Origin of the sequence: Reinekea sp. (assembly GCF_046710285.1) — a bacterium.
Lineage (GTDB): Bacteria > Pseudomonadota > Gammaproteobacteria > Pseudomonadales > Natronospirillaceae > Reinekea.
Window position 1 is genome coordinate 1 of sequence record NZ_JBKEGY010000012.1, and the last position, 21,832, is coordinate 21,832.

Genomic DNA, 21,832 nt, shown 5'->3' on the forward strand with positions numbered 1-21,832 from the left:
CTGTGCAGCTTAGAAGTGGAGAGCAAATAAAGGTGGCTGGTGAGCAGGTGCAGCCACCCAACAAGGCGATCATTAAAAACGGACGATTAGAGTATCAAGTCCCAAATCTTCCGACTTCAATTGTTGAGGTTTAATAAATGGGCAAGACAATACCAGCTCTTAAAAGCTGAGGTTTATGTCGAATCTAGTGAAGATTATATCGCTTGATAGTCCTGCTCAGTGTACGTTCAATAATCACCTTATTCTCAACAATGAACTGCTTCATAATCTCAAATGATGATAGTTCTTCTTTAAAGTAACAAAATCATAGCTGAATCCTGACTTAGTAAAAGAAATCGCATATTAAATACCTCTTAGAACCTCAAAAAAGCTGAAGTAAAAAATTCAGCTTCGTTTTTTTCGTCTATTTAAGGTGCCTAAATCGATAATATTGTGATCAGAACAATGAAGTTTAAAACCCTAAAGTTATATCGCTGTCAAAAAAACTAAAGTGTAAATCGTACACTCCACTAGTACCGTCTAATCTTGGTAAAGTTATCAATGTATACTGTCCCACCTGAAGCTCAATCTCTTTGGTAATGCTATTTGAATAGGAAGAACCTGAACTAACATTATTATTAAATTCATCAACCAGATAGTATCTAATATCAATTTCGCTTCTTGCAGCTAAAGTGAAGCTGACGACAGCATCATCACTTCCGACAGTAAAATCATACTTTTGCTGGTTGTCGGCTAGGGCTTTGTCATTGCTGGAATTATTCCAAGTTCCTACTCGAGTAACAGTGCTTGTTGGTATTTGTTCAATATTATCTACACCCCAGATATTAAATTCAAAATCACCAGAATATCCACTATAATAGGTTGAAAGCATAACCTGATAATTCCCTGTTTCTAAAGATTCAAACAGATAGCCTGAAGTGCTATCTTCTACTAAATTTGAATACTCATCTAGAATGCTAACGGCAACTTTTGTATCCGAAGCGCTTTTAGTAAAAATTTCAACTTCAGTCGATTCAGTAAGATTAAAACTATAGAAAATATTACGAGGAGAACTTCTTCTTGTGTAACTCTCACTACCGGTATATTCGTTAAAACTATTACTTTCAACCAAGTTACTCGGGAACAATTGATTTATAGTAAGGTCGCTTGAATATTCTAATTTGTAATCTCCAGTTTGGAAACTGAAATATGTTCCAGCGATCAAAGTGTATGATCCGCTAGCTAAAGAGCCATCAAAACCGAACCAATCGCCGCTCACAATATAATTTCCATTATCATCAATTATACTCAGACAAGTTGAGTTCACATCTTCAGAACTCAATGTAATAGAATAATCAGCAGACTCAGGCACTAACAGCTCCCAATGTCCATTCAAGGAACTATCGGAATTGCATTTTCCAGATGGAGCCCATGACCCGTACTGGATATCGATATTACTATCATAAGAAATGGATCCATCGCTCTCTTGGTTACATGCTGTTAAAAAAAGAATCGTCGTAACAACCACAATTAATTGGAGTTTCATGCTGCCCTCTGGTTTGCATTCAATAAATTTGCACGCATGCTATACAAACTAAAATGTCTACTCCATCACAAATAGGATTTCCGTGGAAAATCGTGATTTATGACAAGACTTACGCCTCAAGTGTCAAAATTAAGGCGTTAATTGAAAATATGAATTCTAGAAAACGTCAATTATTTAGTCAATATGACAATGAGAACATTCAATTCGATAGCCATTTTTTGCAATTACCAACTGAAGTTAATGCCATAGAAAATCAACAACCTTTGATAACTAAATTGCAAAAACCACCTAAAAACCCCATTCTAGAGCCTTCGATCGTCAGACTTGAAATCAGACGTGGGGCAACCCACCGGGGGTTCGAATCCCTCACTCTCCGCCAAATTCCACAAAAGAGCCCGCCTAGTGCGGGCTTTTTTGTGGAATTTCGATTAGTAAGGGAATTGTTCACATGCCCTAAAAAGGTTCGACCCGTCAGGGCCGCGACCAAAGGGAGCGCATCCCTCACTCGATTTAGAGAGTGCCCGCCTAGTGCGGGCTTTTTTGTGGAATTTCGATTAGTAAGGGAATCGTTCGCAAACTTCACTTTTTTCAATGCTTAAATTTAGTTCCGTTTTAAAGTAACACCATGCGGGTTTATTATTGCATGTCGCCCTACCTATCATAAACCTTAGTGGTACAATTCGAGACATTCGATAAGTATCGAACAAACATATAAAACCAAAATATGGGTTATATTTACCAAAAGCTGGGAATTAGAGCACTTTAATTTGTTAGATAAACTTGAGGCTTTCCCAGTAGTCCAATACGTAATTATTAGTATATGGGCTCAACTTTATTTCCGTGATTTTTTAGAACTACATCTAAATTTCTAGCTTATAATTTATGATCCCTACTATTTATGAAAGTAGTAAATTACAATAAGACCAATAATCAAAACCACTTGAGAACTAGATCACAAAAAATACATTCTCTTTTGGTTCGGTAGATAAACTAATTCTACCAACTAGGGGTAACCTACGACCCATAAAAATCAAAAAAAGGCCAAGGATGTTTAATCTAAGTTATTTACGATACACCCTTTCATCAATTGCGCTAGTTACTTTAAGTGCTTTCTCGCTTGCAGTTACTAATTTAGAAGAATCGAAAACTAATTTCTCTCCTCACCAATATCCACCTTCCGAATTCATAGAGGTTAGAAATTCATTACAGGCTAGAGAATTCAAGCACCTTAATGACAAGTTAGATATTTATGAAAGTGAGGCTAAAAACAAAGGTGTCGATGAATCCATTAAATACTATTCCGAATTCGAAATTTATGGAATTCAAAATAAAAAATTAGAATTATTAAACGCTTGGGTAGAAAGTACACCAAATAGCCATCATCCATATTTAATTCGAAGTTATTTCTACTTTTTGCAGGCCTGGGATGCAAGAGGTAATGAATGGGCGTCCGAAGTAGAATCGGATTCATTTAAAAAAATGCACGATTCACTAAACCTTAGCATTAAGGATATAGATCGAGCACTTGAACTAAGTAAAGAATCAATCGCAATTTATAATTTAGCGATTAATATATATTGGATTAAGGGAAACAAGAGTAAAACTAAAGAAATAGTTAATAGTGCGCTAAAAATATTTCCTGAGAGTTTTTATTTAAGAAATACCTACATCTATTCACTCACTCCTCGCTGGGGTGGCTCTTATAGTGAAATGCAAGCATTCGCTGACACTGCACTTCCCTACATTGATCAAACCCCACTACTGGAAATACTTCCAGGAGCGATTGAAATTGATATGGCAAATTCGCAATCTCTGTTAGGGAAGAACAAATTCGCATTCCTACTTTATGATAAAGCGCTGACCTATGGTGAAAATGCCGCTATCTACTACAATCGAGGTAAATTGCATGCGAAGCTGGAACAATCAGAAGAGGCCATGGCCGATTACAATAAAGCGATAACACGAATCCCAACTAATTCTAGTTTTTTTCTAGCACGATTCAAACTACATGCAAAACTAGAAAATCACTACTCTGCTTATTCTGACTTGATCAGAGCGTTAGAGCTTAGCCCCAAAAATTCTGACATAAACAAACAAAAGACATGGTTTACATCTGTACTTAGATACGAAGCCTTCAATCTTAGAGAAGATAATGAGCATGAAAAAGCATTATCTTACAATAAAGCAGCGCTTAGCTTAGACGAAAACTCTGCTGAAAATCACTACTCTCTAGGCTTTACATTATATGAAATGTACGAACATGATGAAGCAGAGAAAGCCGCTTTAAGAGCAATAAATATTGAACCTAACGAAATCAAGTATTATCAGCTATATGACGCCGTTCTGGTTCGTTCAGATCGGTGGGAAGAAATCATTCGTAAATGGGATGAATATATCTACTTTAACCCTGACGATGACAGGGCATATTTTGAACAAGGTGGATCTTATTTTCATTCAGGTAATGGAGAAAAAGCACTTGAATTATTCAGGGTTGCTGCCGAAATGGGGAATAAAGGCGCAGCAAGAATTGTGCAACGCTATAATGAAAATAATTTTTAATGACTGCCCTACGTCTGATTAATAATCAAACGTAGGGCAACCTAGCGGGGGTTCGTCCCGCTAGGGTCGCAAACAAAGGGAGCGCAGCGCTCACCTACACTTACTCCTGCGCTTGCAACAATTGTCTTAACACCATATCGAGAATTCCGCCGTTAACGAAGTACTCAACTTCCGCTGGCGCATCAACTCTTAAGGTTGTTTCAAACGTTGTTGCTGAGCCGTCCTTACGCGTCACTGCTACGGTGAGATTTTGCTTCGGTACTATGCCGTCTTGAATCCCATTAATAGTAAAGGTTTCATCACCGGTTAAACCGTGAGTCTTTGCCGATTCGCCGTCTTTAAACTGCAACGGCAAAACCCCCATGCATACCAAGTTGCTGCGGTGAATGCGCTCATAGCTTTCAGCAATAATCGCCTTAATACCTAATAGTGCAGAACCCTTCGCGGCCCAGTCACGAGAGCTGCCCGAGCCATATTCTTTACCGGCTATTACCACCAGCGGCGTGCCTTCTTGCACATAGCGCATTGACGCATCGTAAATACTTAGTTGATCGCCACTTGGCATATGAACCGTCCATGAGCCTTCTACGCCTGGCACAAGGCCATTGCGCAAACGTATATTACCAAAGGTGCCGCGCATCATGACTTCATGGTTACCGCGTCTTGAACCAAAGCTATTAAAATCTCCTGCCGGAATTTTATGCGCTAACAAAAATTTTCCAGCTGCAGAATCAGGCGTTATGTTACCCGCAGGTGAAATATGGTCGGTGGTAATGGAATCACCCAATACAGCCAATGCTCGCGCTTCTTTAATATTTGCTAACGCCACCGGCGTATCTGGGAAATCGATAAAGAACGGCGGTTCACGGACGTAGGTTGAATCATCGCTCCAATCGAATAAGGTACCCGTTGGCGCAGGCATGCTCTTCCACTTATCGTCGCCTTCAAAAATGCGACCGTATTCCAAGGCGTACTGGTCAGAACTTACCGCTACCGCTAACAAGGCTTCAATCTCTTCCGACGTTGGCCAGATATCTTTCAAATAAACCGGCTTACCCTGCTTATCGGTTCCTAGCGGATCAGTATTAAGATCACACAAAACTGTACCTGTTAATGCATAAGCTACACACAAGGGTGGCGAAGCCAAATAACTGGCTTTCACTTGGCTATGAATGCGGCCTTCAAAGTTTCGGTTACCCGATAGCACCGCCGCTACCGTGAGTTTCTGACTGGTCACTGCTTCAGCGACTTCTTTCGGCAATGGGCCAGAGTTACCAATACAAGTAGTGCAACCATAACCTACTAAGTTGAAACCAAGCTGGTCGAGATAAGGCGTTAGCCCTGCTTTATCGAGGTACTGTGTAACTACGCGCGAGCCTGGTGCCAAAGATGTCTTAACCCATGGCTGTACCTGCAAACCGGCTTCAACCGCTTTACGCGCTAATAACCCTGCCGCAATCATTACCGACGGGTTTGAGGTGTTGGTACAACTGGTTATTGCCGCAATCACCACTGAACCATCAGTTACTGACTCTGCCGCAGAAGGCTGTTGTAAATTTTCTGCTGACGCTTTTAAAGACTCATCGGTATCTGGGCTGCCTTCGGTCTTTAAGCGAATAATATCTTTTGCGTTAGCAGCGGCTTCAAGAACTGTATTAAACGAGCCTTCTACACCCGTCAACGATACACGATCTTGTGGGCGACTAGGGCCGGCAAGACTTGGTACAACCTTACTCAAATCCAGATCAAGCACTTCGCTGAAGTTCGGCTCAACATCATCATCTGTGCGAAACAAACCTTGCTCTCGCGTATAACGTTCTACCAGTTCAATACTGTCGCCACGTCCCGTTAGTTTCAAATAGGCCAAGGTATTATCATCAACGGGGAACAAAGTTGCCGTTGCGCCAAACTCTGGCGTCATATTCGATAACGTCGCGCGGTCGGCAATGCTCAATGAACTCAGACCCGAGCCAAAGAATTCAACGAACTTACCCACCACTCCGTGTGCGCGCAGCATTTGTACCAGGGTTAATACTAAGTCTGTTGCTGTCGTTCCCGCTGGCAAGGTACCGTGAGTTCGAACACCAATTACAATCGGTTTAGGCAAAAACATCGGTTGACCCAACATAGACGCTTCCGCTTCAATACCGCCTACACCCCAACCCAGTACACCCAAACCATTAATCATGGGCGTATGAGAATCGGTACCGACTAAGGTATCGGGAAATACCCAACCATCACGCTCGATGACTACTTGACCCAAATGCTCAAGGTTCACCTGATGACAAATACCCATGCCCGGTGGAACCACACGGAAACCATCAAATGCTTGCTGCGCCCAGTTAAGTAGCGCGTAACGTTCTTGGTTACGACGGTATTCCCACTCTAAGTTTGTATCATAAGAATCGGCGCCGCCAAAGCGATCGACCTGCACAGAGTGGTCAATCACCAGATCGACCGGAACAAAAGGATTAACACTTTGCGGGTCACCACCAGAACGCGCAACAGCGCTGCGCATTGCAGCTAAATCGACCACCGCAGGCACGCCGGTGAAGTCTTGCATCAGCACACGGGCAGGCATAAAAGCGAGTGAATCGTCGGTATCTGTTGGCCAGTTCGCCAAGGCAGCCACGTCGGCTTCAGTAACATCACGGCCACCCACTCGGCGAGCAATGTTCTCTAGTAAGATTTTCACGGTATGAGGAAGGCGCGAGACATCAACACCCATTTTTTCGCCAAGTTTCGCCAAACTTACATACTGTAAGCTGGTAGAATCGGGGCTTGCACCTGTTGACATGGTCGCCACGATTCCTAATGGATCATTCTTCATCGTCACTCTCCTTATACTAACTTTGAGTGCTAGCTTTAAAGGCTAACATTTAGCTGTACTCAGGCTGACATAGTGCAATCTGGCTAAGAAGCCTGAACAACATTCAATCCGCTAGCTGCCACTATAGCGAAGTTCTTACTCAAAAGTCATTCAGTCAAGAAATTAGCCTTTATCTCCTGATACTCATCCAGGCAATCAGCATTAGCCATGGCAGTGGTATTTTTCGGGCTATCACCGCGTAAAATTTGTGTTACCGCCAACTCCACTTTTTTACCCGAGCGAGTATAGGGGATATCTGCCACTGCGAAGATATGTTTAGGTACATGCCGTGGCGTAGTATTTTGACGAATGCACTGCTTAATAGTGCCTATTAGCGCATCGTCTAACTTAGAAGCTGAACTGAGCTTTACGAATAAGATCACTTCTACATCGTTGTCGGTTTGGTGGCCTACCACTAGAGAATCAGTGACCTGTTCAATGGTTTCAACCTGTCGATATATTTCTGCCGTGCCTATTCTAACCCCGCCAGGGTTTAGCGTGGTGTCGCTACGACCTAGAATAACAACCTGACCTTGCTCATCAATTTCACAAAAATCACCTTGTGCCCAAACCTTATCGAATCGTTCAAAATAGGCGCTTTTATAGCGTGCCTTATCTGGGTCATTCCAAAACCCTATGGGCATACAGGGCGCCGGCAACCGGCACACCAACTCTCCCCGTTGGTTTAACACAGATTCACCTTCATCGCTCCAAGACTCGACGGCCATGCCTAAATTGGCGGCTTGAATTTTTCCTTTAACAACAGGCGACCAAGGGTTGCCACCGACAAAGCAAGAGACAATATCAGTGCCGCCAGAAATGGAATGCAGCATGACATCGGATTTAACACTGTCGTACACCCAATCGAAATCTTCCGGTGAGAGCGGAGAGCCGGTTGAAAATACCACACGTAATGCGTCTAAATTGTTTTCTTTGGGAAGTACGCCTAACTTTTGGCAAGCGCTCAGGTATTTGGCACTGGTGCCAAAGTGAGTCACGCCGTATTTTGAAGCCAGCTCCCACAGCACCGATTCCGTTGGATGCATTGGATTGCCATCAAAAATAATCAAGGTTGCACCGGTTACTAGGCCAGAAGCAAGCCAGTTCCACATCATCCAGCCCGTTGTGGTGTAGTAAAAAAACGTCGAGTCTTTAGATATATCGCCGTGTAAGCGCAGCTCTTTTATGTGCTGAAGTAAGGTGCCCCCTGCACTATGGATAATACATTTTGGCTTACCCGTCGTGCCCGATGAGTAGAGCACTACCAATGGATGGTCAAACGGGAACTCATTAAGATCCGGTGCTGGACGATGCTGTTGCAAAATATCTTCAAGCGCAGTTGATTGGCCAATGCTCGCCATGCTTGTCACCACAGAAACATTAATGATCTGACGAATTGAGGGTACTGATGTACGTAGCTGATCGATTACCTCCCGGCGGTCAAATAGTTTTCCTCCATAGCCGTAACCATTGCCTGCGAGCAAAACCACTGGCTCAACTTGACCAAACCGATCAAAAACGCCTTCATAGCCAAAATCGGGAGAGGCTGAAGTCCATATCGCGCCCAAATATGTGGTTGCTAGCATGCCAATAAGTGCTTCTTGAGTGTTACCAATGTAACCCGCCACTACATCTTTTGGTTTTACCCCACACTCTTGTTGAAGGTAAGCCGCTAGCTGCATTACATTTTGGCGTAACTGCTTGTAGCTAATTTCTTGCGTTTCTCGTGATTCACTGACCGCAATAATGGCATTTTTATGATCATCACCATGATGAAGCAGATTATTGGCGAAGTTCAGTTTGGCATTAGGAAACCACCGCGTATCGGGCATTTGCGCTTGGTTTAATACAACGTTACCTGCCGTCCCTTGTACTTCTCCAAACTCCCAAACCGCCTGCCAAAACTCACTGAGGTTATTAATGCTATATTGATGAAGAGTTCTGTAGTTGTAGTCAAACGCGTTTGGATCGAAGCGTTTAGCAAAATCACTCAGCTGAGTTTTTTCCATTTGAGACTGGGACGGGCGGAATAGTATTGTCGACATAGGCGCTTAATTTCTATCAATTATTGTTGTTGCTATTAGGGTACCGAGCACAGCCGCAAAGACAAGCACTGTTATCGAAAAAGGTGGTGTAAGGGTGTCAGCAATTCGTACCAGTCTGCTAAATTTAACCTGCCCTACTTCAAAATCTAAACTCTAAGTTCATAATCGCCCAACTAAGCCCTAGCCCTAACGCTAATTGATTTATATGAGAACTAAACTAATATGGTTTTTGAAATCTTTTCAACAGGTTCTTTATTGAAATCTAGCAAATTGCTACTTCTGTTCTTACTGTCGGCTTTGGGCTTTGCAAATGAAGGTAAAGTACATTTGAGCACACATAATTTACCGCCATACAGCTTCTACAATGAACAAGGCGATTTTACCGGCACCGCCTATTCCGTTGTTTTATGCGCTCTAAATCAAATAGAGTATGAACTTGAATTGTCTGTATTGCCTTGGAAACGAGCGCAAGAAATGGTGAGGATCGGCTCTATAGATGGGTTCTTTGCGGCATCCAAAAGCAGTGATCGTGATGACTATGCTGTTTTATCACATACCATAGATGAGCAAAAATGGGTTTGGTTTTGGCCAAAAGACTCAAACATTTTAGCTTCGGATATGACTAATATAAGTAAATATACTCGTAGCAGCTTTCTTGGCGCTAATATGCAGCTCTGGCTCGAACAGCAAAACTATAATACTTATCGACATCAGCCTAATACAACAATGCAACTAGTACGGATGGTTGAAGCTGAAAGAGTTGAAGTGGGGCTGGCTAACCTTGCAGTTTTAGAAGAACTATTGAAGCAAGGTGACTTTTCAATGGAGCAGTTTTCTATCGAAATCGCGAAAAACATGCCATTAGGCATATATTTTCATAAATCATGGCTCGAAAAGCGCCCAACGTTCATGAAAAGCTTAAATATTGCGATTAATACTTGCAGAAACTGATCTATCTTGAATTTGGGTACTACCCCGCCTTGACGCTACCAAAATGAGGAGCTAACCTGACCACATAAACAATAAATAAGTAATTTATGAATCTTAAGTTTGGGGATGTCGGTAGGTTTCTATCCTTTTCGATAAACAAATCTAATGCTAGATCTATTGAGTACTTGCATGCATTTGAATTGACGCCTAGTTCGTCAATGCTACCCTATGAACCATTTTTAACTGTTTTAAGGGAATACCTGACTCAGGATGATGCTGAAGCAGCACTTCATGTTGCGGGCACGCCCAAGCGTTACGGCAAACTTTTATTGGCATGGATTTTCAATAATGAGTCCGACGACTATGAGCCTACCCTCCCTTCCCAGTACATTTACGAACAGTTAATCGTCACAAGGGCCGTTGCTAGCTTATTGCATAAACTAGCGAGCAACCATGTCATTCATTTGAACATTACAAACACTCAATATTTGTCGGCGAGCAGCTGTAATCTACTTCATAATTTAGACTCTGATTGGCCAGCACAGTTTGGCATTACATTAAGCCTTACACCAGAAGCATTGAATGCTTGGTGGCCAACAGAAGACCAACAACGGTATTTAAAATTACGATTCCGTATGTCTGCTGCCCTTACTCAACCCGATGAACTCGCTTCTCAATATACACTTAGCGTCAGTACGGTTCCAAATACTCAAACCATGAAATGGGCTGATATTACCTATTGTGGTACGGAACTTTATGCCCTGGCAGAGTACTTGTTACATAACAAAGACTGCAACACCAAAGATGAGGCATACTCATTCTACTGTAATTACATGATGCTCAATGCCAAAACATATAGTAATTCAGCCTCCGATGCCCACGCACTGATCAACTTATTAAAAGCCGAAGACTGGGCGCAATACTCTCCAGAACTAATATTTTCTGCTCATATAGCCATTTTTAAATCTCATGTTTGGTTTAAAAATAACGCAGATGCCTTCCAAACAGCGTCACAGCTTTTGGAGTGGTCTGAAATTTCCGGATTACCAAATCAAACTTTATACGCCAAGTTTTTACATTTTTGGTCTTTGTATTTAAGTGGTAACTTTCAATATAACCATGCCGAAGTAAAACAACTCGATGAAGAACTGCAAGCAATTGGCTGGCAGCAACTTCGAGCAGCGGTTATCAGTACATTTTGGTTTGACCTTAACGCTATTCAAATAAATGGAGACTACTTTTTACAGCGCTGCCAAACCGCACGAGACATTATCGCGCTAGATAATAACCCGCTAGCTATGGCAACTCATTGCCACCATTTTAGCATTATTCAGCAACATCTAGGCGATATAGAGGGTGCTATTGCAAGCCTGAGTCAATCTGTTGAATTGGCAACCCCCTTAGGCCTAACTGAGCGCATGCACCATGCTTTAAATGGCAAAGCCTATTTGTTGGCTTGTTGTGGGGAGTTTGATGCAGCGGCAACTACAGTTCTTCAGGCGCTGCCGTTAGTGATACAAGATGAAAATCATGAGCAGATATGCACAACGCTTTGTAATGCAGCCATTACTACTTACTTCGCCGGACGGTTTAAAGACACTATTAGCTTGATAGAAGAAATATTCACCATCTTTCATTTAAGAGGAATTCTCCATACTCGCCACCGATCAAACTTCGAGTTACGCGCAATACAATCGGTCTGCCGCCTTTTAATGGGTAATGCAAGCGTTGCTATAGAGTCTCATTCAATCAGCCAACGCGAAGAGCCTCAATCAATGGAAGGTAGCGTTACTATTAAATTAATGGACTTAGCGGTTAGGTTAAACCAAGGGCATTGTATTAATGAAGAGATTTGCACGTTAATTCAAACTTCTCGCGATATTCACCATTCCAACATGATTGAATTATTAATACATCGATTTGTATTTTGTGTTTCAATTGAGCACCCAGAGCTACTAGAGCATGTTAGCAATGAAATACCCTTTGAAACAAACATTAATGGTAATCAACTTGCTTTTACAGAATTTTCAGTAATCACTGAGGCACTAGAAGATGGTCCTTGCTCACAATTACATGATAATGTTTTAGCATTCGATCTTATAACCAAATCTCGTCAAGCATCTCTAAATGATTTCATAAACTTAGAAAACTCATTGTTAAAGCTCGTGGTCGGTCTAAATAACTTCGCTCAAAGCTGTTCTATTCCAATCGAGTTATTTGATTTTTTAATAACCCGAATGGCTAGAACTCTCAATATAAATTTCGTTTCACTCGAAGTAAATTTTAACAAATTACCATACTACAAGAAAGAAATTGAATTACATCAGAACCAAAATGAGTTTAGTTTACCAGTTAACTATCCTTTTAGTTTTTCAGAGGGCAATGGAAATCTTAAGGTTTTATTTGGGTCTTCATCTGATCTCTTCAGTAAAGAATTGAGTGATTGGTGCCATAAAATCGCTAAAACAACGTCAGATTTAGTCGAATCAATAATTCATCGCCAAAAATCAGTGGGGTTAGCTTACTTTGATACACTAACAGGTGCAAAAAACCGTGCGGCTTACGAAAATATTGACAGCCAATATGACCTAAGAAGCCTAACCAACTTCACCCTTGTTTACTTAGACTTAGATAACTTTAAATTAATAAATGATCAATTTGGGCATGACCGTGGTGATCAGATATTGAAGCAGTTTTCATCTCTTATTATAGGTTCGATTACAAACGAAGATAGCCTTTACCGGATCGGTGGTGATGAATTTTTTATATTTATACCTTCCAGCAGAGTTGAAGAGTCGGTCAGTATAATTAAAAGCTTAATCGAAGCCTTTACTAATAAAAACCAACGTAAGTCTGACTTTGATGATTTACAAACTCCACAATTGAGTTGTTCAGCTGGTTTACTAAATGTTTATGGCTACATTCATGACAGCACTAGTATTCGCAAACTAACAATATTGGCCGATAACTTAATGTACCAAGCCAAGAAATCGGGAAAAAATGCACTGGTTCATCAATCCCTATCTTTTGTAGAAGCGCTTGAACAATTTAGAAAAACTAAAACCTTCTCCGATACTGACAAAATAGCCTATTAAATTAGTAGGCGTATTCATTCCCCTCTCAACACTCTGTCAGCCTCTATAATCATCGATGCTTAAAATGTGCATAGAAAGATCCTTAATACTTGCCTTTAGAGTATTTTTGCAAGTAATGTTACATGCAGATAAAAACCAACTAAGGATAGTGTCATGTCAAAAACAATAATCATTTGTTCGGATGGTACCTGGAACAAGCCTGAAGAAGACCTTGAAAAAGACATTCCCACAAACGTTTTAAAGCTATCAAGAGCAATTGCCCCATTAAACAAAGACAATGAAAAGCAGGTTGTATTTTATGATTGGGGCATAGGCTCGTACCATGACAACGCAACAGGCGGGGCGTTTGGCGCCGGTTTAGAGAAAAATGTTATGGACTGCTACCGCTTTATTGTTCAAAACTATGAGAAAAATGACAAAATATTTCTTTTTGGTTTTAGTCGGGGCGCCTATACCGTGCGCAGCCTATGCGGACTAATCAACTGCTGTCATATTCTAAAGAGTGAGTTTGGGTCTAGAGTGAAAGAAGCTTTTGATCTATATAAAGATCCCAAACACTCACCCAATAGTGCGAAGGCCAAAAAATTTAAAAAAGACTATTCCGTCAGTGGAAAACCAATTATAAATTTCATTGGTGTATGGGACACCGTTGGTGCGATGGGTATCCCCTTTACATTATTTGGCCTTTTGAAGAAAAAGCATGTTTTTTATGACAATAAAATGGGCAGTAACATTAAGGTAGCGCGTCACGCTTTAGCCCTAGATGAAAAACGAGATGATTTCGCGCCAACCATTTGGGCTCCTAGACCCAGTGTAGATTTAAAACAAGTTTGGTTTTGTGGCTCGCATTCAGATGTTGGCGGCGGCCTTAAGCCTAGCAAAGGCTGCTTTCAATCTGACTTTCCATTAATGTGGATGATCAATGAGGCTGAAAAATTTGGCCTAACGGTTAAAAACCATATTAAAGTGCCCAAAAAATCATTGAACATTAAAGCAAAGCTCAATAACTCATTCAAAGGGCTTATTGTGATGCTCGGTAAAAAAGAACGTGAAATACCCAACCCCAGTGATACACCTACACTGGTTCATCAAAGTGTTATTGATAGAATCAAAGCTTCACGTTATAAATCAAAGCCAATCAGCAGGTATGAGGCAAGCTTTGGCAAACTTCCGCCTATTGAGCCGTACTAGAGACACCTAAAAAGAATTGGCAGAAACTTTTAGAGACCCATCACAAAAACATAAAATTTTAGGCGTTTTGACTCTCTTTTGTAACTTCATTTTTACATTTTGCCTGGAAGTTAAATTGGGTCGACAATATAGATACAGCCGTAGATAGCGTTAGTGTATAACTTCTATTTGATCTTCTTTGTACAAATAGACCTAACGCTTGTAGACCAGTTTAATTTAGAGAGCAATTTGGACTGGTCGCTGTTGCAGGCATAATTTTTCAATATGAAAATAGAGAAAATTATGCAAAAAATAATAAAAACATCTGTATTACTGGCGAGCGCAACTTGCGTCTTCGCTTTAAGTGCAAACTCCTTCGCGAATGATGTACCTCCAAGAGTTTCTTCATTTTTAGATTACTACTGGAGCGATAACAACATTCATCCCTTCGAATGCCACTATACCTTTGTTGCATCGCCATTCCATATGCCTCGTTGTATGCAGTCATCAAATATAATGGAGCGTTTAGAATCGCTACAAGAAATTTCTGACGACAATGGCGGCAACCGTGCTGCTGGCCTTGAAGGTTATACGGAATCAGTAAACTATGTGGTAGATGAGCTCGAAGATATGGGATATCGCGTTAGTTACGATTCTTTCGATTTCAATGCATTCTATGAACGCGGCGATGGTCAATTATCTGCTTTATCCCCTGTACCGACAAGTTACCAATGGGATGTTGATTTCACCTATTTATCGCAGACAGAACCCGGTTCGGTGACGGCCACCGTTGAGGCGGTCGACCTTGCGTTAGGTCTAGACAACGCTTCATCGAGCGGCTGTGAAACAGATGACTTCCTTGGCTTCACCGCTGGAAACATTGCACTGGTTCAACGTGGCGCTTGCGCCTTCAGTGTTAAAGCTGAAAATGCGGCGACGGCGGGTGCTGTAGGCGTGGTGATCTTTAATCAAGGTAACTCAGAAGATCGCAAGGGCTTAATTAACGCTACCTTGGGCTCTGATTATGCTGGCGGTATTCCAGTATTTTTCGCTACCTATGACAATGGGGAAGCTTGGGCAGCACAAGAATCACTAACACTCTCTATGATGGCTGATGTGATTCGCGAAGTCCGAACCGTCGATAACGTTATTGCCGAAACACGCTGGGGAGACCCAGATAATGTTGTTATGGTTGGTGCTCATTTAGACTCGGTATTTGAAGGCGCGGGTATTAACGATAACGGATCAGGAGCTGTGGCCGTTCTAGAAATGGCTGACTTACTAAAGCGCGCCCGTATCCGTAACAAGGTGCGCTTTGCATGGTGGGGAGCTGAAGAGGCCGGCTTAGTAGGCTCTACAGAATACGTTCAACGCTTAAACGCGGAAGAGCTAGCTAGAATTAAGGTCTATTTAAACTTTGATATGATCGGCTCTCCTAACTACTTCAACGGCTTATACGACGGAGACGGTTCGGACTTTGGCTTAGCTGGGCCTCCAGGCTCTGCAGCAACGGAAGCAATGTTCGAGCGTTATTTCAACTTACGTGCCGAACCCTTTGAAGGCAGTGAGATATCATTCCGTTCAGATTATGCGGAGTTTTTCACTCAAGGCGTTGCTTTTGGTGGTCTATTTACCGGAGCTGAAGGCATTAAGTCTGCCGAACAAGCCGCGACATACGGTGGTTATGCCGACATCGCCTTTGATGAGTGTTACCACTCTGCCTGTGATGATATAAACAATATCAATCAACGTGCACTAGAGGTTAATGGTGATGCCATTGCTTATGTGACGAGTGTCTTTGCCAATACTACTCGATCAATAGATGATGAAATTGCCGCTGCCGCAGAAACGGCACCGGCTCTGCAAGCCTTCCGAACGGTTGCAAGCAAACAACAATACGATATTACTCATTGGGGTAAGTATTGGATTAAATAAGCAAATCAAGACCGCCCTGTTAAGAGCGGTCTATCTTGACTATGATAGGACCTATTAAAGGCCAATTAGAAGTAAGTCATGTCTACTGTCAATATTACCTGCCCAAAATGTAACGCTACCAACCGTTTGCCTAACGACCGCTTAGCAGATAAGCCCAAGTGCGGTAAATGCAAAACCCCCATTTTTAATGGCAAACCCATTGAACTAAGCAGCGCCAATGTAGCGGCAGTAATCAACCATAATGAAATACCAGTACTGGTTGACTGTTGGGCACCTTGGTGCGGCCCATGCAAAAGCTTTGCACCCATATTTGAGCAAGCTGCAGCTGAACTGGAACCAAAGTTGCGTTTAGCTAAACTCAATACTGAGAAAAACCAACAAATTGCTGCTCGTTGGAAGATCCAGTCTATCCCTACCCTAATTTTATTTAAAAATGGCAAAGAATCCACCCGAGTCAGCGGCGCTATGCCTCTGAATCAGCTTAAAAAGTGGCTTTCCCAACAAGGCATTTAAGGTTAACCATGATAACTGATCCTCTGTTTTACGCCTGTGCCATACCCGCTGTTTTACTATTTGGTTTAGGCAAAGGTGGCTTTGGTGGCTCTATTGGTATTTTGTCTGTGCCGCTGATGGCACTGGTTATTAGCCCACCTCAAGCCGCGGCTATATTATTGCCCATTTTATGCGTGATGGACTTACTCGCATTGAGAAAGTTTTGGAGAAAATGGGACCTAGCCAACTTAAAAATAATGATCCCTGGTGCAATTATTGGCATAATTATTGGGTCTTTTACTTTTCGGTATTTATCAGAGGCCCATGTACGCTTATTGATTGGTTTTTTAGCATTAGGTTTTGCCGTCAATTTTTGGCACAAAAGAGCCGTGACTTCCGTCACCCAGCCGAATAAAACCAAAGGCACTTTTTGGTCGATGATTTCAGGGTTTACCAGTTTCGGTATTCATGCTGGCGGGCCCCCTATTAGCGTTTATCTATTACCGCAAAAACTATCACCTACTCTTTTTGTAGGCACAAATACGGTGCTTTTTGCCGTAATTAATTATATTAAACTCGTCCCTTACTTTTGGTTAGGGCAGTTGAGCTTTGCCAACATGACGACCTCGCTCGTGCTATTACCATTAGCGCCCATAGGTATTGGCTTGGGCTATTATTTCCACGACAAAGTATCACAGGCTACGTTTTATAAAATTGTTTATATTTTCTTAATCATCGCAGGTTTAAAGCTAGTATATGATGGCTTTATAGGATTAGGTTTGGTTTAAATTGTGAAATTTAGTATCAGCGCCCAATTTACAAATGACGCTGATACTAATTTCAAGCCATAAGGCTACTATTTATTGTTTCAAGCATGCACAACGCAAACGATACTGCCAATATCTGATGGTATGACATCAATCCGTTGTGACATTTGCTCTTTCAATTCACTCACATGAGAAATAATTCCAATCGTTCGCCCACTCTTGCGTAAATCTATCAGCGTTTGAATAGCCAAATCTAGAGATTCCATATCTAGAGAGCCAAACCCTTCATCAATGAACAGGGTTTCTAGCTTAATACCCCCGGAATAGCTTTGAACAACATCAGATAGCCCTAACGCCAGTGATAAAGCCGCCATAAAAGACTCACCACCCGACAAAGTATTTGCAGGTCGGCGACCACCTGAATAGGCGTCTTCTATTTCAAGTTCTAAGCCGGAAGTTTTATTCCCCTTACTACGATCTAACTTACGAATAAGCCGATAACGGCCTTTACTCATCAGCTGCAAGCGTTGACTAGCTTCATTAAGCACATCATCTAGCAAGACACCTAACACATAGCGCTGCAAGCTTACCCGGCTGTCGGTTTGACCACTTGCGACATCGGCTAAGGTGCCTATTACTTTGTAATCTTGCTCTATGCATTCTACTTGCTTGTGAATTTTTGCTAAGCGAGTTGAAACTTTCTTTAGAAATTCAAATTTATTAGATAGCGCAGACAACTGTTCTGCCGCCTCTCGCTGATTGGCTTCGGCTTTAGTGACCTGCTCTGCTAGTATGTCTAATTTCGGCTTTTCTTTAGATTTCAATTCAGTTTCAATATAGTCTATTCGGCTTTTTAGGTCGGCCATTTTTGTTTTATGTTCATCGACCATTTTTTTCTGATCAAGCAACTCAGCTTCTGGCCGACAGAAATCGTTATACTCGACTTCATTCTTAAATCCAGCACCAGCTAATGAGCTTAACCATATTGATTCTGCTTGTTGAACTGCTTTAGTTTGCTGTTCTATCCTTTCAACTACATTTTCAAGCAGCGACTTATGCGCGGTTAAGTTCTGCTGAGTCTCTTTCTGTTGCAGCGAATTTTTTTGATACTCTTGTGTTATTTTTTCAATGTGACCCGTGAGTTCAGCTATTTTAGATTCTAGCGCTTGTGCATTACGATACTCAACTGGAATTTCTTGTTCGCGCTCTTGAATACGGGCTAGGCAAGCCGATAGATCTACGTTAATAGCATCACGCTTAGCAGTTAGCTCTGTCATCAACACATCAATGCTAACCAGTTGATCACTGCTTTCCTGCTGTTTTTGGAGTTGTAATTGCTGAGTTTTTTGCAAAGCCGTTAACTCAGTTAGTTTAGTTTGGCACTGTTTCCACTGTTCTCGAAACCATTCGATGGGCTGCTCATGATATTCACCAATATCAATCTGAAGGTCTTTTATTTTTTTCTCATTCTCACTCATCTTGAACTCGACTGATTTCAATTCAGATTCAATTGAGTTGTACTTAGCCTGAATGTTTTGTACTGCCACCCGAGCTTGATTCACCTGCTCTTTACTTGCAAATGTCACATTTGAAAGGTTAGCCGGCTGTGGGTGTTCAGTACTACCACAGACCATACAGGGTTCACCGTTATTAAGCTGTTGAGCTAACTCAAATGCTTGGCCTTGGTGCCAGCTTAATTCCGTTTTTTGTAAGTTGGTTTGAGACGATTCTCGTTGCATGACAAGCTCTTGTAGATTACCTCGCAATTGTTGAGCTTGTTTGTTTAGCTCTCCGTTCATTGCTTGGGTGTCTGCAACATGGCGACGAAGCCGCCCTAACCGATCGAACCTTTCAAAATCTGCTTGTATCTTAGGAGTAGCACTTAAAGCTTCATTATTGGTTTTGATTAACTCCGATAGTTCGATCAAACCTTTGTTAATTTGTTCTTTTTCTTGCATGCGCTGACGAATACTCTCTTCCGCTTTGGTAAGTGAATCTGTTAGCTTTTTTTGATTTGTTTGTTCGACTATCAAAGCGGACAGCAACTGTTTTTTACGTTGCCAGTCATTTAACTCTTGTTTTTTAGCGTCTAATTCAAGCCATTGAGGCTCTAATAAACTAAATTTTTCTGTTTCAAGTTTATGCTTTTCACTTAACTCTTTAAGCTTATGCTCTAAGTCCGCTTGTTGCCTAATTTCAATTTCCAAGGATGCGGTGGCCGATTTCAAAGTTTTCTTAAAAGGCGTGATTTTATTGGCTTGGTCAGCACGAGCTAATTTTGTTCTCAATAACTCTACTTCAGTAGCTTTACTGTTTAGACTCGCAATACTTTTTTGTAAGGTTTCAAGCTCGCTGTGTTTCTTTGCTATATCATTGGCTGCCTGCAATGCCTTAACCGCATCTAACGCTTTTTTCTGAGCAGATTCATGGCTTTTTTTCGCTTGTAAGTATTTGGGTTCAACCTCTGCTAGTTGTAGCACTAACTCATCTGTTTCTGTCAATTCGACTGAATCGAGCAACCCAGTTATATTTTCATTTAACGACTTACGGTTGTTGCGTAACTCAGCTGATTGTAGCTTGAGTTGTTCTTCAATTTGTTTATAAATATTGGTTTGAAATAACTGACTAAATATTTGTTCTCGTTGATCTGAATCAGCAAGTAACAATTTTCTAAACTGCCCTTGAGGCAATACCATCACTTGCCGGAATTGCTCACTGGATAGTCCGGTCAGGTCTTTTACCCAGTCATTGACTTCTTTTACACCTTTAAGTGGCAACAGCTCAACGGTGTCATGCGTTTCATCAAATACAAAGTTATTTAAATCGGCATATTTATGGCGATAAACGCTTGCGGTTGGCCCTTTAGGCGTTGTACCTACGCCTTTCTTTTTAGTGAGCTCTTGAGCCGGCGTTCGTATAATTCGATAAACATGTTTAGATAAAACAAAGTCAAAAGTGACCTCTGTTGGGGTATCTGAGTCAGATAAATCACAACGCATACTGGTGGGATCGCGTTCTCTACCCGTACTTTCACCATATAAAGCAAAGCTAATGGCATCTAAAATTGTGCTCTTACCCGCACCCGTAGGCCCGTTTATTAAGAACAAAGGGTTTTCTCCAAGATCCTGAAAGTTTATGGCTTGTAGGCTTGCAAAAGGTCCAAAGGCTTGCATCGACAAAAAAACAGGCTTCATGATGCGTCATCCTGTGCATGTAAATCGTTAATTAATGTTTCTAATATTTGTCGTTGAGGTTCGCTGAGTTTTTCGTCGAGTGTTTTCTGATAAAAATCGGCGAATAATTCTAATTCAGATCGTTTCAAATGTTCCTTCGTTACCTGCTTAGTATTCGCCGCTTGAACCACGCCAGTTTTTTCTAGATGTAAAATATTTGGATAAATAGATCTCAGTTTACCTATGGCATCAATGATCGATTCTTTATCGACTAACCGAATCAACAAGTAATCTTCTTTGTTTTCATCTTTAAAACCATCGCTAAGTATTGTTTCAAACTGGCCTTCTATGACACGTAGATCATGTTTTTGTTTAATCGAAAAAAAATCAATAGTCGGTTTAGTTTTTCTTTGTAACTCGACAACCGTGACGCCCTTTTTTTGATTCACTTCTGAAAAGCTGTATTTCATGAGTGAGCCAGAGTAACGAATATGCTCTTCGCCTCTAAATTGGGGGGCATGTAAGTGCCCTAATGCAACATAATCAAAGCTGCGCATCGGCTGCCAGCTCACGGTGTCAGCACCGCCAATAGACAGCGGCCGCTCGGATTCGCTCACTTGACTGCCACCCACAAAGCAATGACTCATGAGTATATTAACTTCGTCAGGATTCATTTGCTTGGTCACTTGTTCAACCAAAAAAGTATGCGCTTCATCAAAGGTTTTCACGTCTACATCGAATGCTTTTCGGACATGCTCGGGCTGGCAATAAGGTATGCCATAGACATTGACCGTCTCTTCACCCTTACTAATTTTAAGAGGCTTAGCGATAGCGGTGATATCGGTAAATATATGTAAGCCGGACGCCTTAAGTAGGTCCGCACCAAAGCCAAGCCGTTCAGGCCCATCATGATTTCCACTGATCATAGCGATAGTTATACCAAGCTCTAAACAAACAACACTCAAAGTATTGTGCAGCAACACCACAGCTTCAGCCGGCGGAACTGACCGATCATAGATGTCACCGGCGATCAAAAGTAAGTCTATTGCTTCATTTTTAAGCACGTCGATGAGCTGATCGATACAGTCTTTTTGATCTTCCAACAAATTAAGATTATGAAACTGCCGGCCAATGTGCCAATCAGAGGTATGTAGTATGCGCATGTCGTTGCTTGCCTAATAATATTAAAACGATTGTACCTAAGTCACTCACAAAGATCAGTGCCTACAAAACTTTGCAGCTAACCCATTGCTGTGCCATATTAAGCGCCTT

The 21,832-nt window shown here is 41.6% G+C and carries 12 protein-coding genes; 7 read left to right on the forward strand and 5 right to left on the reverse strand.

Going from position 1 to position 21,832, the window contains the following annotated elements; all coding sequences use genetic code 11:
* Positions 1 to 451: 451 nt before the first annotated feature.
* Positions 452 to 1,525, reverse strand: a complete 1,074-nt coding sequence (locus tag ACI882_RS09870; protein ID WP_411748467.1) for a hypothetical protein — start codon at positions 1,523 to 1,525, stop codon at positions 452 to 454.
* Between the two features lie 1,047 nt (positions 1,526 to 2,572).
* Between ACI882_RS09870 and ACI882_RS09875 the strand changes: the two genes are divergently transcribed.
* Positions 2,573 to 4,084, forward strand: coding sequence for a DUF4034 domain-containing protein (locus tag ACI882_RS09875; protein ID WP_411748468.1), 1,512 nt, complete (start codon positions 2,573 to 2,575; stop codon positions 4,082 to 4,084).
* A gap of 100 nt (positions 4,085 to 4,184) precedes the next feature.
* Here ACI882_RS09875 and acnA read toward each other — a convergent pair whose 3' ends face one another.
* Together acnA and ACI882_RS09885 are read right to left on the reverse strand one after the other, a co-directional pair.
* Positions 4,185 to 6,914, reverse strand: a complete 2,730-nt coding sequence (gene acnA / locus ACI882_RS09880; RefSeq protein WP_411745324.1) for an aconitate hydratase AcnA — start codon at positions 6,912 to 6,914, stop codon at positions 4,185 to 4,187.
* 146 nt (positions 6,915 to 7,060) lie between these two features.
* Entirely contained in the window at positions 7,061 to 8,998 is a 1,938-nt protein-coding gene (locus ACI882_RS09885) for an acetoacetate--CoA ligase (protein WP_411745323.1), read from the reverse strand.
* Positions 8,999 to 9,253: 255 nt separating this feature from the next.
* On the opposite strand from ACI882_RS09885, the gene ACI882_RS09890 reads away from it, so the two are divergent.
* The 6 genes from ACI882_RS09890 (at position 9,254) to ACI882_RS09915 (ending at position 17,408) form a co-directional block, all read left to right on the forward strand.
* Positions 9,254 to 9,949, forward strand: coding sequence for a substrate-binding periplasmic protein (locus ACI882_RS09890; RefSeq protein WP_411745322.1), 696 nt, complete (start codon positions 9,254 to 9,256; stop codon positions 9,947 to 9,949).
* A gap of 86 nt (positions 9,950 to 10,035) precedes the next feature.
* Positions 10,036 to 13,023 (forward strand): GGDEF domain-containing protein, encoded by a 2,988-nt coding sequence (locus tag ACI882_RS09895; RefSeq protein ID WP_411746819.1) that lies wholly within the window; start codon positions 10,036 to 10,038, stop codon positions 13,021 to 13,023.
* Positions 13,024 to 13,176: 153 nt separating this feature from the next.
* Positions 13,177 to 14,214 (forward strand): DUF2235 domain-containing protein, encoded by a 1,038-nt coding sequence (locus ACI882_RS09900; RefSeq protein ID WP_411746820.1) that lies wholly within the window; start codon positions 13,177 to 13,179, stop codon positions 14,212 to 14,214.
* Positions 14,215 to 14,496: 282 nt separating this feature from the next.
* Positions 14,497 to 16,128: a M28 family peptidase gene (locus ACI882_RS09905; protein WP_411746821.1), complete on the forward strand. Its 1,632-nt coding sequence runs from the start codon at positions 14,497 to 14,499 to the stop codon at positions 16,126 to 16,128.
* 78 nt (positions 16,129 to 16,206) lie between these two features.
* Positions 16,207 to 16,641, forward strand: a complete 435-nt coding sequence (gene trxC, locus ACI882_RS09910; protein ID WP_411744337.1) for a thioredoxin TrxC — start codon at positions 16,207 to 16,209, stop codon at positions 16,639 to 16,641.
* Positions 16,642 to 16,649: 8 nt separating this feature from the next.
* Positions 16,650 to 17,408 (forward strand): sulfite exporter TauE/SafE family protein, encoded by a 759-nt coding sequence (locus tag ACI882_RS09915; protein ID WP_411744338.1) that lies wholly within the window; start codon positions 16,650 to 16,652, stop codon positions 17,406 to 17,408.
* An 80-nt stretch (positions 17,409 to 17,488) separates the two neighbouring features.
* On the opposite strand, the gene ACI882_RS09920 is transcribed toward ACI882_RS09915, so the two are convergent.
* On the reverse strand, positions 17,489 to 20,581 hold the full coding sequence (locus ACI882_RS09920; protein WP_411744339.1) for an AAA family ATPase: 3,093 nt from the start codon (positions 20,579 to 20,581) through the stop codon (positions 17,489 to 17,491).
* Positions 20,578 to 21,723, reverse strand: a complete 1,146-nt coding sequence (locus ACI882_RS09925; RefSeq protein ID WP_411744340.1) for an exonuclease SbcCD subunit D — start codon at positions 21,721 to 21,723, stop codon at positions 20,578 to 20,580. The genes ACI882_RS09920 and ACI882_RS09925 overlap by 4 nt, the downstream gene beginning before the upstream one ends.
* Positions 21,724 to 21,832: the final 109 nt, after the last annotated feature.